At 38.5% G+C, this 16881-nt stretch carries 13 protein-coding genes and 1 tRNA gene; 11 read left to right on the forward strand and 3 right to left on the reverse strand.

Translation table 11 applies throughout. The features are described 5' to 3' along the window. Positions 1 to 264 precede the first annotated feature (264 nt). The 4 genes from MHI32_RS09620 to MHI32_RS09635 all read left to right on the forward strand — a co-directional run bounded on the left by MHI32_RS09620 (position 265) and on the right by MHI32_RS09635 (position 5044). The gene (locus MHI32_RS09620) at positions 265 to 1554 is read left to right on the forward strand and encodes an ABC-three component system protein (protein WP_340012241.1); all 1290 of its coding nucleotides are present in this window, start codon (positions 265 to 267) and stop codon (positions 1552 to 1554) included. Next, positions 1548 to 2024, forward strand: coding sequence for a hypothetical protein (locus MHI32_RS09625; protein WP_340012242.1), 477 nt, complete (start codon positions 1548 to 1550; stop codon positions 2022 to 2024). The genes MHI32_RS09620 and MHI32_RS09625 overlap by 7 nt, the downstream gene beginning before the upstream one ends. After that, the gene (locus MHI32_RS09630) at positions 2021 to 3955 is read left to right on the forward strand and encodes an AAA family ATPase (RefSeq protein WP_340012243.1); all 1935 of its coding nucleotides are present in this window, start codon (positions 2021 to 2023) and stop codon (positions 3953 to 3955) included. The genes MHI32_RS09625 and MHI32_RS09630 overlap by 4 nt, the downstream gene beginning before the upstream one ends. Positions 3956 to 4971: 1016 nt before the next feature. Beyond that, positions 4972 to 5044 (forward strand) — tRNA-Lys (locus MHI32_RS09635). A gap of 354 nt (positions 5045 to 5398) precedes the next feature. Here the strand turns inward: MHI32_RS09635 and MHI32_RS09640 are convergent. Beyond that, a complete protein-coding gene (locus tag MHI32_RS09640) occupies positions 5399 to 5857 on the reverse strand; it encodes a MarR family transcriptional regulator (RefSeq protein ID WP_076184289.1) in 459 nt (152 codons plus the stop codon). 168 nt (positions 5858 to 6025) lie between these two features. On the opposite strand from MHI32_RS09640, the gene MHI32_RS09645 reads away from it, so the two are divergent. Beyond that, positions 6026 to 6901, forward strand: a complete 876-nt coding sequence (locus MHI32_RS09645) for an SDR family NAD(P)-dependent oxidoreductase (protein ID WP_340012244.1) — start codon at positions 6026 to 6028, stop codon at positions 6899 to 6901. A gap of 333 nt (positions 6902 to 7234) precedes the next feature. On the opposite strand, the gene MHI32_RS09650 is transcribed toward MHI32_RS09645, so the two are convergent. Beyond that, positions 7235 to 7807, reverse strand: coding sequence for a TetR/AcrR family transcriptional regulator (locus MHI32_RS09650; RefSeq protein WP_339190370.1), 573 nt, complete (start codon positions 7805 to 7807; stop codon positions 7235 to 7237). A 191-nt stretch (positions 7808 to 7998) separates the two neighbouring features. Here MHI32_RS09650 and MHI32_RS09655 point away from each other — a divergent pair, with 191 nt between their 5' ends. Further along, positions 7999 to 9204 (forward strand): MFS transporter, encoded by a 1206-nt coding sequence (locus MHI32_RS09655; RefSeq protein WP_076184292.1) that lies wholly within the window; start codon positions 7999 to 8001, stop codon positions 9202 to 9204. Between the two features lie 101 nt (positions 9205 to 9305). Here the strand turns inward: MHI32_RS09655 and MHI32_RS09660 are convergent, their stop codons facing one another. Next, a complete protein-coding gene (locus MHI32_RS09660) occupies positions 9306 to 9671 on the reverse strand; it encodes a VOC family protein (protein WP_051491055.1) in 366 nt (121 codons plus the stop codon). Positions 9672 to 9880: 209 nt separating this feature from the next. Between MHI32_RS09660 and MHI32_RS09665 the strand changes: the two genes are divergently transcribed. The 5 genes from MHI32_RS09665 to MHI32_RS09685 all read left to right on the forward strand — a co-directional run bounded on the left by MHI32_RS09665 (position 9881) and on the right by MHI32_RS09685 (position 16786). Further along, positions 9881 to 10663, forward strand: a complete 783-nt coding sequence (locus MHI32_RS09665; protein WP_339190373.1) for a helix-turn-helix transcriptional regulator — start codon at positions 9881 to 9883, stop codon at positions 10661 to 10663. A gap of 209 nt (positions 10664 to 10872) precedes the next feature. Then, on the forward strand, positions 10873 to 12654 hold the full coding sequence (locus MHI32_RS09670; RefSeq protein WP_339190374.1) for a histidine kinase: 1782 nt from the start codon (positions 10873 to 10875) through the stop codon (positions 12652 to 12654). A 5-nt stretch (positions 12655 to 12659) separates the two neighbouring features. Next, positions 12660 to 13856 (forward strand): helix-turn-helix domain-containing protein, encoded by a 1197-nt coding sequence (locus MHI32_RS09675; protein WP_340012245.1) that lies wholly within the window; start codon positions 12660 to 12662, stop codon positions 13854 to 13856. 29 nt (positions 13857 to 13885) lie between these two features. After that, positions 13886 to 15163, forward strand: coding sequence for an ABC transporter substrate-binding protein (locus MHI32_RS09680; RefSeq protein WP_340012246.1), 1278 nt, complete (start codon positions 13886 to 13888; stop codon positions 15161 to 15163). A 138-nt stretch (positions 15164 to 15301) separates the two neighbouring features. Next, positions 15302 to 16786 (forward strand): glycoside hydrolase family 68 protein, encoded by a 1485-nt coding sequence (locus MHI32_RS09685; protein ID WP_076191429.1) that lies wholly within the window; start codon positions 15302 to 15304, stop codon positions 16784 to 16786. Positions 16787 to 16881: the final 95 nt, after the last annotated feature.

A 16881-nucleotide genomic window follows, 5' to 3' on the forward strand; every position in this document is an offset into this window, starting at 1 on the left:
GAGTGTCAATATACCGTGTTGACAAATAATAGGCAATACCTAAACTAAATAAAAGATAATGATATTAAAAGGCAGTATTCTTGAAGCAGGACAGAATACTGCCTTTTAGTTATAAATAGGATGAACCTTACCACAAATAGAGCGAAATATTTATTATATTGAATTAGGAAATGAACGAAGCTCAACTCAACTATGAAACATTCACATAATTTGGTACTATTAAACAATGAAAGAGAGCTATCCCATTTGAAAGAGGAGACATATATGAGTGTGCATTTAGATGATTTATGTAAAGATTATAATGAAGAGAAAGTTGTTCCTTTTATCGGTGCGGGGTTATCTATACCTTTTAATGTGCCAGATTGGGGTAGTTTAATAAGGGGAATAGCTGAGAAATACGCCGTAGGTGATACGTCTTTTGTAAAGTTAGCTGTAGAACAGGATTTACAGAGATACGATTACTGGCAGGCAATTGATGCTTTGAAAAAATATACAACAGTCCAAGAAGAAGATATTCAAGAACATATAGCAGTAACTGTACAGAGAAAAATTAATAAAGTGGAAAATGATTTGCTTCATAACTATATGGATCTGAAACAAATGGACTTTAAGCTTTTCTTAACTACAAATTATGAAAATATATTACACAACTATTTGCAATGCGAATTAACTCCAATTTTATTAAAAGAAATACAATTTAATACTCAAAATTTGTTTGATCAAAAAAGAGTGTGCCAACTACATGGCACAACTTCTAACTATGGAACAATAGTTATCAGTAAAGAAAGCTACAGAAATCTTTATGACGATAAGAAATATGAGAATATTTTAAAATTAGTTACAGGTACCAAAAAACTACTTTTTATGGGTTTTTCATTTGATGACCAGTTTATTAGAACACTTATAAAAGAACATAAAGAGTTCTTTATGACAAAGCATTACATAATATTATCCGACCCAACCCCAGAAAAAGTTAGAGAACTTAGGGAGGAGTTTGGGTTGATTGCTATACCTTATAGCACAAAAGAATCTTCACATGCAGATGGTATAAGAGCAATTCTACAGGCAATGAGTGGTTCAAGTTCAATGGTAAACATTCAAGCGAAAGATACGAGTACACTTATTCCCACAATTGTAGTAGGTGCGGGTATTGACGATCTTCAAAAAGATATGGCTAATAATCTCTTTTATAAAAAGCTAAAGATAGAACAGATTGATCAATCTTTAATCGAACTCAGTTCTGCATTTTATGTTGCTTCTGAAGAATATATTCGAGAATTAAAGAGAGCAGCCATACCGTTAAACATAATAGATATGATGCTGAGAAAGGTTTTTACTAAGTATAAAGAAAGATACGCGGATACTTATAAGCGGTATGGAAATAGTGAGGAGTTTTTATCAATTGTACATTCTAGTTTAAAAAATTTAGACGATGGGAGACTTAAACAATTATTAAAGGATAATTCAGCAGATGAAGATGAAATTAGAGGGTTAATTCATCTTTTGGCAGAAGATGAGCAGTTGGAAGTATGGTGGGGGGACAATAGATGCTAAGTGATAGAGATGAATATTTATCTGTTCCGATATCCATTGAATTATTATTCGAGAACGAAAAGTTAGAATTAATGAAAGTTCTTTGCTTAATTTATTCTATTTCATTAAAGAGCAAGCGATATGTATCGATCTCAGAGATTGTATTTTATTTTACACTTGTAAATTTTAATTTTATTAAAATTTTTGAAGATATAAATACAACCACATCACCAAATTTATTTTTTCGATTTCAATCAAGGATAAGTAACATAATAATTCATATGAATAATTTAGATTTTATTGATTTAAAGGCTAAATTATCTACAAAAACAGATGATATTAAGATTAGGATATCAAATACTGGAAAAGAGTTCTACATAGAACACAACTCAGTGTTTTTTGAGGAATTACAAGAAAAGTATATATCAACTTTTGAAAAGGTGAATTACACCTTTTCAAATTTGAAAATATTAAAGGAGGGGAAATCTTGAGTCGGATAATTTTGAAAAAGTTAATTATACAGGGTATTTCGTATAGAAGGACAATTGAATTTAATGATGGTCTCACAATTATTAGTGGTGAAAAAACTTCGGGAAAATCATTAATATTGAGTTTAATTGACTATTGTCTTGGTAAAGGTAGCAAAATTGATTTAACTGTCCAGAAAGAGTTAGATGCTTATTGTGATCAGGTCTATCTTGAGACACTAATTAATAACGACATAATTACGTTTAATAGGGCTTTAAAAAAGAATTTTGATAAAATAAAATTATATTTTTGCCCATTTGTGAAAATAGATGAATTCACTCCAAAAATAGTATATATAAAAGAAGCAATGAATATAATTATGGAAAAGTTAAGTGTTAATGAGTACAAATTAATCAGACATAAGCAACATAGTACAGAGAAAGAGATCGATGTGGTCTCGTTCAGAGATATATTTAGATATGTGTACATACACCAACATGATTTAGGGACTGATAACTTTCTTGAAAATAACAGTACTTTCAAAGCGAATAAAAATCCACATGCATTTAAAATGATGTTTAACTTAATAGAGGTGGATAAAGACACTTTAAATGAAAAACTCGTAGAGATCCAAAACAAAATTTCAGAAGAAAAAAGAGAAATTGTGGGTTTAAAATCATATTTAAGGGACAGAGATGCAGAAGATCCGCTTAAGCTACAACTCAAAATAGAGAAGGTCGAAAAAGAAATAGAAAATAGAAAAATAGAAAAAGGAGACGTAGTACAAAATAGCAGGTCTAATGAGAATAAAGAAAACCAGTTATATATTAAGCTCAAAAGAGATATAGAGAATATTTCTAATGAGGTGTTTAATTTTCGGAAAGAAGAAAAATTATTAAACTTATCGGTCTCTTCTAAAATGTTGTTGTTAGAAGAATATGACGTGGAACTTGTAGAAATAGAAGAAACATTAAATATAAATTACAAGTTAGTTATTGCTGATCAAATAATTGAGTGTCCTTTGTGTAATTCACAAATAAAGCATAATCATACTAGTGGAGTCCTTAATAGTGGTGAAACAGAAAAAATTTTACAAAAGATTAGGAAGGAGATTGAAAGCAAAAAAACTTTAGTATCAGGTTTAATAGAGACTGAAAATAAGAAAGTAGAAGAACTAAATAATGAGATATCAAATCTAAATCAAAAACGCGAAATTTTTGATGAAGCGATTAAGGTTTTCAGCAAGAAAACAGAAGTTCCGTTCCTTTCCCAAATAGAAACTTTAAATAGTATGATTAACAGACTAACAAGAGATCAAGAAATCCTTAAAGAAAGTATGAGGATTTACCATAAAATCGAGGAAAAAGAAGCTTCTATTATTTCTCTAGGGATTAAAGAAGAGAAATTGAAATTGAAACTAGCAGCTTTACAGGTTAAAGGTGCGGAAAAGGAAAAGATTATTAATTTCCTTGATCTTGAGTATCGTCAATTCATGATTAGATTGAAATATGAATTTCTTGAAGATACCTACATTAATAGAGAAAATTTCATTCCATATTATAATGGAGCTAGCGTTTATGCACATGAAAGTGGAGGATTGCTAGAAAGTATGCAGCTATCTTACTTAGGTGCTATTCTCAATAGCAAGGAAGCTGGTTACGCTGTAGGACACCCAGGATTCTTGATGCTAGACTCAATTAGCAAGTATGTGGGTACTTTGAAGAAAGAAAATCAGGATTTAAATAATACTGAAGCTTCAGTAAAAAATCAAGTTAGAGATCCTGAAGTTTATGAAGAGTTTTATAAAATTTTAGTTGAATTAGGTGATCATCATCAAATAATTCTCGTTGAAAATACACCTCCAACCCAATTTGATAAGTTATACACTAAATATACTTTTTACAATGGCGAACATGGTCTAATAGATGAAGAAGCAAATGAAATAAAGGAATAGTGCTAATATATAATGGACCTTTTTAGATAAAAGCGATTGAAACATTTCATTAGCTTTTACTATCTATAAATTTAGGTAAGTAGAATTATCGCTGATTAGATGGTAGGGGAACCGTATCACAAGTGATGGTAAATCAGAAAGTAGAATTAATGGTGGAATCTAAGTGGATAGATAAGCTGTTAGAGCTGTAATACTCGATTTTGAATCCCTATGAATGAGTGTGGCTAACAAATAATGAGCTAGCTCCTTTATTCTTTCAAATGATCGAATAAAGGAGCTATATCTGTATAACAATAACAAATACACTAATTACTATATAATGTAAAACGGTGTAACGCATCTTCATTGGCTTGTAACACTATATGGATAACTCTAAGTTACTTGTGATTCAAAGATAATTTAGTGAATATGGACCTAATAATAAATATTATATTGGAGACCTGTACATAGAAAAATTGGAGACGTCATTGATAAATAAAAAATAGTCAATCAGCATTTACTCTCTTAGCTAAGCTTTAGCCTGCCCTTTTTGCCTATCTGTTTCCCTCACCTGCTACCCTGAGTCTTTCACTGCTTTTATCCCCCATGAAAAGTTGTAATGTTACTGCATCGGCTTGTAACGCTTTTGCCATAACGACGATTCGTTTTTGGATAATCAGAGCGAGATTTGATGTTATAGTAAGGGGGATTTGTGGACAATTATAAAAAGCGAACTGAACATTGATCAATCATCAAAACGAACAATAATCAGCGTTCCTCTCCCCTATTTGTCAATATTTGTCAGTCGACACATATGGAGTGCGGAAACATGTTACATCTTTTAATGGGGACGAACTGGGGACAAACACCGTCACCAAGTATCATAAAAGAACTGTTTATATCCTCAGATAGGCGGGGGAAATGCTTATATAATAAGGATTATTCCTGCATTAGCATTCTAAAACCTAGACCATCTCTATCGCTGGCAGCGATGAGGTCAGGGGTTCGATCCCCCTTGGCTCCACCAAACATCATATGGACTCTTAGCTCAGTTGGTAGAGCAGTAGACTCTTAATCTATTTGTCCAGGGTTCGAGCCCCTGAGAGTCCATCCTAAAGAAACGGCAGAAATGCCGTTTTTTTGCTGTTTGGGGAAGAGTGACTTTTTATTTGGTTTTGATCGTGGTATAGTTTGGGTAGATAAAACGTACAATGCAAAGAGAGTCGTGCGGAAACACGACTCCCAGTGCAATAGCCGCTTTTAAGGGCGGCGGCTTCGGAAGTTTAGTCAGGAAATAGACCGCATTCCTTTGCGAGAGGGCGGTCTATTTCTTTTTGAGGTAGTTGAGCAGTGCAATAATGAACATGCCGAACATGAACATCAATGACAATTGCTGACTCCAATTACAGACAATCCATATCTAAAGAAACAGCAAGATGCTGTTTCTTTTTTTGTTCCCATTTATTAATTATCATTAAATCCATTAAACTCCTGAAGCATTTGGATAAAGGTTTCAAGCTGTTGATTATCCCATTGGGCTATGCGCTCATAAAATATGAACTCCTTATCCTGTAACGCGTCAAAGGTTTTTTGTCGTCCAAGATCAGTGAGAGTAAGAAGGATCGCTCGACGATCATTAGGAGAGTCTTCTCTTCTAACATAACCTAAATTCTCGAGTTGCTTGATGAGACGGCTGACTGAACTACGATCCATAGCCGTTGATTCTGCCAACACAGAGGCGCTTGTTGGTCCATAAGAGTACAGCCAACGGACTATATGGAAAGCAGCAGGCTGTATAGATGAATCGAAAGCGGCAGCAGTTCTGACATTTAGGGCATGCGAAGCACTAATGAGGGCACTAATTTGTCCACCTAGCTTCAGTTCTAATTGCCCTCTCAACGTGTCTTTACGTTCGGCATTCATTGTTTTGACCACCTAACCTTGTATTTTAAAGTTGTCATACATCTATTTAGTTGACATATGTCAATCATCAACATATAGTTGATATATATCAATTATATGATTTGGACAATACGCTGTCAAAATGAAATTGCCCCTGATGAATTCCTGATATAAAGGAGAATGTAGAGGATGACAAAGCCGATTATTGTAATTACTGGAGCTACAAGCGGTTTGGGACAACTCGTTGCACTTGAAATGGCTAAGCGAGGTGCCCATCTTGTTCTGACTGCAAGGACTAAAACGCGTTCGGAAGCAACTGGAAAAATGATAAAGGAGAGCGTACCAGCAGCCGAAATTAGTTTTTTTTACGGAGACCTATCCTCAATGAGGGATGTCACTAGGTTAGGACAAGAAATATCTAATGTTTTTCCGAAGATAGACGTGTTAATAAATAACGCAGGGCTTCATGGATTTGAACAGCGGATAACTGCCGATGGATTCTCAGAAATGATGGCTGTGAACTATTTTGCACCATGGTTATTGACACATACCTTAGAACGTTCTTTGAGAGCAGCAGGAAGTGCAAAAATCATAAATGTTGCTTCAGAAGCTTCACGCCGTCATGGAGTACTAAAGTTGCCAGGAGATTTGCTCAATACAGCTTCTTTTACTTCCAGAGGATCTTCTGAGATTTATGGGAAAACCAAACTGTTAAATATTATGTTTACCAGTGAGCTTGCACGCCGCTGGGCAGGAACGGGAATCAGTGTTCATGCATTGAATCCGGGTTTTAACGTTACAGGTCTCGGGCGTGAACTTTGGTTTTCTTCGATGCTTAAGCACTTATTGAATTTCTTTCGTATTGGCGATCCTCGTAAAGGAGCGGAGATCATTATTCGTTTAATGACCGATCCTAAGTATCAAGAGAGCAGTGGGGGATATTTTAACGTTGGGACAGGCAATCCCATTGTACCCGTACAACCGGGAGGAGATAAGGTAATGGAAAATAAATTATGGAACGATACGCGAGACATTTTGCAGCAGAAAGGTTTATTTGGAAACTGATTTAATTAGTGAAACTAACCTCATGTCCGTTCGAATCACACATTCATGATCCTGCGGACTGTATAGCTCTTATTTTCTTTATTTAATGAAATTAGTCGAGTGATCGGACCGTATCGCACTTATTCCCTCATCAGTAGCAGTATTTTGCTTTTAAAAGACTAGATAAGTGCGTAGGAGTCCGATAGCTTGGGAAAACGCCTCATAATGAGAAAATAAGAGCACCTCGGTCCGTTGTATCTCAACCTTCCGCCAGTCCGACATTTTATAGTACTACGATCAGAAATAGACCGATCCCTTGTGAGAGAGGGCGGTCTATTTTACCGTTCCCATTAGTTACCGTATTCCTTCAAAAGCGTACCTCACCAACTGCTGCACATAAGCATCGTCTATGGGTTGGCCGGTCACCAGCAAGCGGTAGAATATCGGCCCGTAAATAAGATCGGTAACAACTTCAATATCGAGATTATCCTTCAATTCCCCGCGCTGAACACCTCGTTCCATAAGCAGCCGTGCCTCAAGCCGACGAGGCTGGAAATATCGGGTCCGATAAGCTTCCGCCAAGCCTGAATCCATCTGTCCTTCGCCAATGATCTCCGTAATGATTTTACCCTCTCGACTAATCAGGAACTGGGATAAGTTCGTTGCATGCATGAGAATATCATCGAATACTGAACCTGTGTCAGGTACGGGCAGTCTGTCCGCAGCCGAGGATAGGAATCCATCCATCACCACGGCAGCCTTGTTAGGCCACCATTTATATATCGTAGCTTTGCTGACCTTGGCACGATCCGCTATTTTTTCTACCGTAACTGCTCCAAAACCATTTTCCAATAACAAATCATAGGAAGCGGAAAGAATAGACTTCTCCGTCTCAACATTACGCGGACGTCCTCGTTTACTCTCCATCTGAAATCACCCTTTCGTTAATCTGTCTCCAATCAAAATATAAACTATACGTTCAGTATACTAAAAAATCCGGAAAAATAAATCACCATCGCCTATTTACAAAACGATACGTTCAGTATATTATTTAAACATTAATTAGTGAACTGAACGTATAGTATTTAAATTATTATGATCATCTGAGGAGGATTCACATGCAAAAAGAACAAGCGGCGAAAGAGAACCACATATCAAGTTGGATGATGTTTATGTTAGCAGCGGCATGCGGGCTTATCGTGGCCAATCTTTATTATGCTCAAACCCTTGTCGGACCTATCAGTGTCTCGACAGGACTTTCTTCTACAGCCGCAGGCTTGATCGTCACTTTAACTCAAATCGGTTATGTTGTAGGTTTGTTATTTATCGTGCCTCTGAGTGACATTGTTGAGAATCGGCGTCTCACGATAATCACGTTAATGGTTGCAGTGGGTGCATTGCTGGTTGCAGCTTTCGCAGCTAATGCGCCTTTGTTCCTGACAGCATCTTTGTTTATAGGAACCGGTTCTGTGGTAGCTCAAATCCTGGTGCCTTATGCCACCTATTTAGCGTCTGAAGAGCAGCGTGGGCGTGTGGTTGGTAATGTTATGAGTGGACTTTTACTTGGTATTATGTTTGCCCGGCCCGTGGCAAGCTTTATCACCAGCATCTGGGGATGGCAAGCCGTTTTTATTTTTTCAGCGGTCGTCATCACGTTGTTAGCCATTCTGCTGTCGCGATTTCTTCCTGAACGTAAACCTGCACCTTCGGTAAGCTATAGTAAATTAATTGTCTCTTTAGGCACCCTTTTAAAACAAACGCCTATATTGCGCCGACGTGCCTTATATCAAGCTTGTTTATTTGGAGCTTTTAGTCTCTTTTGGACGGTGGTTCCGTTGCGGTTGGCGGATGATTTTGGAATGTCGCAGCAAGGTATCGCATGGTTTGCTTTAGTAGGTGTTGGTGGGGCTGTTGCCGCGCCGATTGCTGGAAGACTGGCAGATAAAGGTTGGAGCAAATGGTTAACCGGGCTGGCCATGATCATTGCCACCTTGTCTTTTTTACTAATTCATCTTTTCCATAGCCACTCAACTTTTGCTCTCATCCTGCTCTTTATTTCCGCGATTACATTGGATATGGCCGTATCCGGAAATCTTGTACTCGGACAGCGTGTGATTTATTCATTGGGAAGTGAAGCGAGGGGACGTCTTAATGGGATCTTTATGGCGATTTTCTTCGTGGGTGGAGCCGTTGGATCATCTTTGGGTGGTTGGGCTTATGCCTATGGGGGATGGACCTTCGCCTCACTCATCGGAGTGATCCTGCCGCTATTGGCTTTGGTTTACTTTTTCACTGAAAAAAGATCAACTAAAGCTGTTGAATAAATCCTTGCTTTAAGAGTGGGGGTTAGGCTTACGGCAGAATAGACCGCTACCTTTGGTTAGGGCGGTCTATTTCTTTTTGAGGTAATAACGCTTGATAAACGTTAGTTATGCTCCGCTAACTGCACCTCAAACCCGTCCGGGTCCAGGATATAAAAGAACCGCAGGTGGGGATTGGGTGCGATTGGTCCGCGCGCTACTGGGATACCTTGGCTTTTTAAACTCTCCATCGCTTCATCAAGTGACTCCACTTCGAAACCCACAGAAACGCCACATTCCGGCTTCAAAGCCGGGTCACTTCCCTGAATAAGCTCGATCTTGGGTTGCCCCTCCAGACCTAACATGACGATCTGTTTTCCACTGCTCTCAAATCTACGCTCAATGGGTAGCCCCAGTATCCGGTTATAAAAATGAAGGGAAGCCTCCAGATCGCGGACCCGAAGCGTAATCCAATTCATACTCAATTTCATGGTTTGATAGTCTCCTCTGATGAATATTCTATATCGTATATTATACGCTATCATCTTGCCCGGAAACAGGGAGAATGGGAAATCAAGAACGTTTAATGAGGATAAAAGCCCGCAAAATCAGCTGTGCAACCAGTGGTTGACAGTATGTAAGGGGAGATAGGTAGTCAATTACAGAACGTTATAATATGATGAGCATGAGGTGATGGCGAATGGACTTTGCAAATAAATTGCAAAGCTATAGGAAACAGAGAGGAATGTCCCAGGAGAACTTGGCGGAGGTGATTGGTGTTTCGCGGCAAGCCGTGTCTAAGTGGGAATCAGGTCAATCCTATCCCGAAATGGATAAGATGATTAGTTTAAGTGAATTATTTCACGTAAGTTTGGATCATCTGGTGAAGGATGCTTCAAGCGATACCAAAGCAGAGCATGTCGCAAGCCCCGTATATGTAGATCTGAATTCCTTGTTTCATTATGAGTACAAAAGTAAGAGAACATGCTTTGGAATTCCTCTGGTTCATATCCATATCGGACGGGGGCTATACGTTGCCAAAGGGGTTATTGCCATAGGTAATGTTGCGATTGGTGCGGTATCCATTGGTATTGTTGCTTTGGGCGGATTATGTTTAGGTGCGCTTGCTCTAGGACTCATCAGTTTTGCAGGTCTGGCTCTAGGGCTTTTGTTAGCCGTTGGGGGCATTGCGGCGGGTACAATGGCCGTTGGTGGAATAGCATTGGGAATATTTGCTGTTGGAGGTTTAGCTGTAGGTATGTTCTCCTTGGGTGGTCTCTCTATCGCTTCCCATATTGCAATGGGTGGGTATGCAAGCGGGCATATAGCTATAGGGGATACCGTAAAAGGTGCTTATACCTTTATTACTCAAGATAATAATTTCAACGACATCAAGGGGGAGGAGGTAAGAAAGTTAATTCAGCAAGAATATCCACATCTTTGGAAACCCATTGTGCAGGTAATTATTTCAATTTTCAAATAGCTGATTAATTTGCGGAAATTTCTTTACGGTTGTTTCATATGGATATAATTTGGGTAATAAACGATTGGCGTTTGTCATATATTGATCCGGCAAAAATACTTGTTGCTCAGCAACAAGTATTTTGATTTTGTGTTGGATATTTGTGAAAATATAAAACCTGATATTAGATTTTTTGCTGAAAACCGAAATTTTTACAGAGGAGTATTTATTTGAAAAGCATTCATAAGCGCTTATTATTCTTGCTGCTTGTGTTTATAATTCTACCGTATTTTTTATCCGTGTTGTTGATCTATCGGCAGACGAAAGAGAATGTGGAACGACATGAACTTGAGAACAGCCAAGAGCAAATTCAGCAGGCGTCAGCCGATCTAGAGCAATATTTTGATGAAATCATTAATCTTCCATATATTTTATACCGAAATCCAGACTTATTCAGGGTGTTTGAAGAAGGGTTAGAAGAAGATTTTTATTACAAGCAGCTTGAAATTAATAAGGGTATGACTAACTTCTATCTCATGAGGAGTGAAATTCGTCAGGTCCGTCTATTCATAAACGAAGGGAAAAGCTCATTTACAGTTTATAATGCCATGTTAAGTTCCCGTAAAAGGAATCCGGATTTATTACAGCAAGCTTCCATTCAGAAGCTGATGAGCTCTAATAGCAATGATCTTATTGAAGCTCCGCATCCGATTGAGAACTATAACGATACCTCCATTATGCCTCCTTCGGATAAAACGATGGTCTTGACGGTTCATCACAAAATTGTGGATGTCCTAACACAGGAATTTCTGGGCGTCATCACTATAGATATTGATTTGGACAAGATTGCTCATATCGCTAATCATTTTCTACAGAAAAATAAAGAGAGCGTATGGCTTTCCGATGCGGAGAATCATGTCATTTACGCAAGTGATGAAACATGGATAGGCAAAACCGTTCCCGATGAACTGCAAAGGAAAATAAGTCCGGCACAGGCAGCTGCTAATTCTCCAGAAGGAGATATTGTGTTTACTAGAACATTGCAGGAACCGATAAAAGAGTGGCATTTTGCTAAGGTAACCCCGAGCTCTTTTTTATTTGAAGATGTAAGGAAAACTGCCTATACAAACATCATTGTAGGTGTGGTTGTAGGTGGACTGGGCTTGATAATGATAACAATCATTTCTTATGGATTTACACGGCCGATAAAACTGCTTAGTCAAAAAGTCCAGCGTATCGAGGGGAGGAATATGAATGCCCCATTCGACGATATGCGGGAGGACGAAATCGGTATTCTAGAAAGACACATCAAGGAGATGATGAATCGGATCAACCGTCACATTGACCGGGAGTATAAGCTTGAGATAGAGAACAGGAAAAATCAGCATAGGGCGCTAAAGTCGCAGATCAATCCGCACTTTTTATTTAATTCTTTACAATCCATTGCTGCTGTTGCCCTACTCTCTGAATCTCCAAAAGTATATCAACTGATTACCTCTTTATCCAAAATGATGCGGTACTCAATTCGTGTGGATCAGAAGGCGACGGTTCAAAGCGAAGTGGATTATGTACAGGCTTATTTGAATCTTCAAGCGGAACGTTTTCAGACTGATTTTAGCTATTCCATTGATGTACCTAAAGATATTCTTGATATTCCGGTTCCTAGTATGATCTTGCAGCCGCTCGTTGAGAACTTTTTTAAGCACTGTTATGACGAGGGCTATGAACAAGCTTACATCCATATTTATGGTGAAATACAAGGTGATTATTTGAATCTAGTCGTAGAAAATAACGGAAACAGCGTGACGGATGATGAACTTGAGGCATTAAAAAATAATCTCTACACACCGGTTAACGAAGGCATTCCTTCTTTTGCGCATATCGGGTTAAAAAACATTCATGATCGCTTGGTTCTTCATTTCGATCAGACAGCGGGAATCAAACTAGATTCGATGCAGGGACAAGGGTTCACTGTACGGCTAGTAATTCCACTCTACCTAAAGGAGAAGTAACGTTTATGAAAGCTCTTATTGTAGATGATGAGTCTAATGTTAGAAAAATCATCCGTTTTTTGGGACGGTGGGAACAATACGGGATTACCGAAGTGCTGGAAGCCAGAAATGGTCTCGAGGCTAAGGCGTTGATTGAGCAGAAATCTCCAGAAATCATAATGACAGATGTCAAAATGCCCAAAAATAGCGGGATGGAGTTAATCGAGTGGTTGGCTGCTAAAGACTATCCGGGGAAAGTGATTATGATTTCAGGGTTTGACGATTATTGTTTCATGCGTAAAGCGTTTAAGCTGGGATGCTTTGATTATTTGATGAAGCCAATTGAAGAGAAAATGCTGAATGAAACTTTAGAAGGGGCGTTGAGAGCCTGGGAACAAGAAGAGGGAGAACGTCGCAATATGGAGTCCGGATTTTATGAAGAGGTAAAAATGTTTCGCTTAAACAGGGAGATTACTGCTGCTTGTAACGGTGAAGCTTTTGATGCAGGCGAAATTGCCTCGGCTCTCCCACAGGCAGAAGTATACGACTTCACCATGATGTATTTTTACCAATCTCATTATTCGGAGCCATACATTCAGCTTTTGACCGAAGAACTGGCTACACGGGAGTGGGGAAATGCATTTACGCTTCAAAATGATCCTAATGTCTGTGTGATTCTGTCCCTTCATGGACAGTTTTTCCCGATAGAGGAATGGATTACCCAGCATTTTGATATACCTGTTCGTTTGGTTAGTGGTCCCTCCATCCAATCGCTCGCAGAGATATCGTTATCTTTTCAATCTGTACAAAGGTCTATGGCTGAACAAAATTATAGAGCAATCCATCGTTTGGCGGATTTAGATGATGTTAGGCGTATGAATGATATTGTCGCATTTGTTGATGAGCATTATATGGAAGAGCTAAGTTTGGACAAATTATCCACCCGTTTTTTTCTGAGCCGAGAACATATCTCGCGGAGATTTAAGCAAGAAGTAGGGATGACTCTTACTAATTACGTCATTCATTTACGAATAAATCAAGCGAAACAGTGGTTACTAGAATCGGATGAAAAGATGTACTCGATTGCCTTAAAGCTAGGGTATCAAGATGAGATTTATTTCTCTAAGCTGTTCAAAAAAAACGTCGGTATGACGCCTGCTGAATATCGTAATTCACAGGGAGCAAGAGAAATAGACGCGGAAGTCAGGATAGCCAATACATAAGTTCATTGTTGAATGCATCTGGGGGAATTATGAAAATAAAAAGGGTTCAAATGATTATCGTGGGGTTGATTACGCTAACGCTTTCTTCATGGGGTGCGAATACACTTCCACTGAAGGAAGCGGATTTGAAGGTAGCGGATAAGACAGTCACTTTGGAGGTACTGAATCCTAAAGTGGAAATTTCTATAGAATTCGAGCAGATGGTTAAGGAATATGAAAAGGAAAACCCGAATATTAACGTGGAAATTCTAACCTTTGGCGGAGGAGCTAACTACCTTGATGAGCTAAAGGCGAGGTTTGCGGCCAATGTTGGTCCGGATATTTTTCCAAATGGCGGTTATGAAGAAGCGAAGGCATGGAGTAGATATCTTGAGGATTTATCAGATCAACCTTGGGTGGAACAGGCTTACGACGAGGCGCTAGAACCGATGAAGATGGACGGGAAAATATACGGGATGCCGATCAATTTTGAAGGCTACGGTTTTATTTATAATAAGGATTTATTCGCAAAGGCTGGGATTACTCCTCTCCCAACAACGTTTACGGAATTAAAAGAGGCGGCGAAAAAGCTGAAGGCTATAGGTGTGACTCCTTTTTCTGTTGGGTATTCCGATCATTGGTTCTTTGTCCTCCTGTTGAATATTGCTATTGCACAACAGGAGGACCCGGATGCTTTTATTCAAGGGTTAAACAACGGAACACAATCTTTTCGAGAGAATAAGGAAGTTAAAGATGTCATTCGGATGCTGGATTTGACCGTACAATATGGTAACGAAAATTTTTTGACAACAGATTATAATTCGGAAGTTGAGTTATTTGCAACAGGGAGAACGGCGATTCTTAAACAAGGGAATTGGGTTCAGTCTAAAATTGATCAAATATCGCCGAATATGAATATCGGTTTTTTACCCATGCCTATTAATGATGGTTCCGAAAACAATGCGTTGCCAGTAGGGGTATCTAATAATTGGGCTGTTAATAAAGAATCTTCGCCAGAAAAGAAGAAGGAAGCCAAAAAGTTTTTGAATTGGATGGTTTCCTCGGAAACAGGGAAAAAGTTCATGAAGGATCGCTTTCATTTTATTTCAGCTTTTAAAAATATAGAGACGGACCGTTCGGGAGCGCTTGTAAAAGATCTTATGCGATACGTCGATGAACAGAAAACTTTATCTTGGAATTGGTTTAAATTCCCTCCCAGAGTAAGAGAGGAGTTTGGCTATCTTATGCAAGCTTATGTAGGAGAGCAAATTAATCGGGATCAATTGCTTCAAGAGCTTCAAAAATCGTGGGATACCCATGTGAAGTAATAAAACCAAATCAATATAACCCTGTAAATGCATCAATTTACGACATACTCATAACGTCTACTCTTCATTAGAATTTAAAAGGGGAACAGCACAAAGGAAGATCGAAACCCAAATTTAAAGTATAAGAGGAGTTAGATGATGAATTTCAAGAAAATGATTAAACAAACAACAATCCTAACCTTTACAGCTGCTTTAATGTTAGGTGGAGCTACTCAAACCTTTGCGAAAGGAAATAACAAGCCGAACAAGCCGGAGTACAATGACTATGGTTTCTCTCATATCACTCGCGCTGACATGTTGAAATTACCCAAACAACAAAATAGTAAACAATTCCAAGTCCCAAAATTTGATGCTTCAACGATTGAGAACATTCCTGCAGCCATTAAGTTCGATGAGAATGGAAACAAAATTGAAATGGATGTTTGGGATACTTGGCCGCTGCAAAATGCAGATGGAACTGTAGCCAGTTATAAGGGGTATCAAATTGTTTTTGGTCTGGCGGGCGACCCTAATAATGGATCAGACACATTTATTTATTTGTTCTATAAGAAAGAAGGAGACAACTCTATCAGCAGCTGGAAGAATGCCGGCAGAGTGTTTAAGGATAGTGACAAACTTGTTCCTGATGATTATGTTTTAAACAATCAAGCCGAAGAATGGTCCGGTTCAGCAACCATGACATCTGATGGCAAAGTTCGCTTGTTTTACACTAATCGTCATCCTTGGGATCCAGATCGCGGATTTTACGGGAAACAAACTTTAACTACAGCTCAAATTAATGTCTCTGCCCCGGATGGGGATACCCTTAAGATTGATGGCGTAGAAGATATGAAATCCATCTATGACGGTAATCAAGGTGAAATTTATCAAAGTGTTGATATCACCGGTTTTAGCAAAGGCGATTACGACGATAATCATACCTTAAGAGATCCTCACTATGTGGAGGATAAAGGCCACAAGTATCTTGTGTTTGAAGCAAATACAGGGACAACTACGGGTTACCAGGGTGAAGAATCTCTCTTTAACAAAGCTTATTATGGTAATAGCAATGCCTTCTTCCAAGCGGAGAAAAAGAAATTACTAAGCAGTGCTGACAAAACATCTGCGGAAACTGCGAATGGTGCGCTCGGTATCATTGAATTAAATAATGATTATACATTCAAAAAAGAAATGAAGCCGCTACTTGCCTCCAACACCGTGACAGATGAAATTGAACGTGCGAACATATTTAAATTGAATGGCAAGTGGTATCTGTTCACAAGCTCAAGAGGTTCTAAAATGTTCATTGATGGCATTGATGATGAAGACATCTATATGCTCGGGTACGTATCTAATTCTTTAACCGGACCGTATAAACCATTAAATGGTACAGGACTTGTCCTCCATCAAGATCTTAATCCTTATGATATTACCTGGACTTATGCTCACTTTGCGATTCCGCAAGCGAAAGGGAATAATGTAGTCATCACAAGTTACATGACGAATAGAGGTTACTTTGGGGATCATCATTCCACTTTTGCCCCAAGCTTTGTGCTGAATATTAAAGGCTCCAAGACTTCAGTTGTACCGAACAGCATTTTGGAACAAGGGCAATTGACGCTTAAAGGTAACAAACCGTATTAATCATTTACAAAGTAAATGCCAATGTAGTTGGCGTTTACTTTTCTTTTTATAAGCTGAGATTAGCAATGTGAAAAAAGCGAGGTATATTTTGAATA

It is taken from the genome of Paenibacillus sp. FSL H7-0690, assembly GCF_037980415.1.
GTDB lineage: Bacteria > Bacillota > Bacilli > Paenibacillales > Paenibacillaceae > Paenibacillus_AQ > Paenibacillus_AQ odorifer.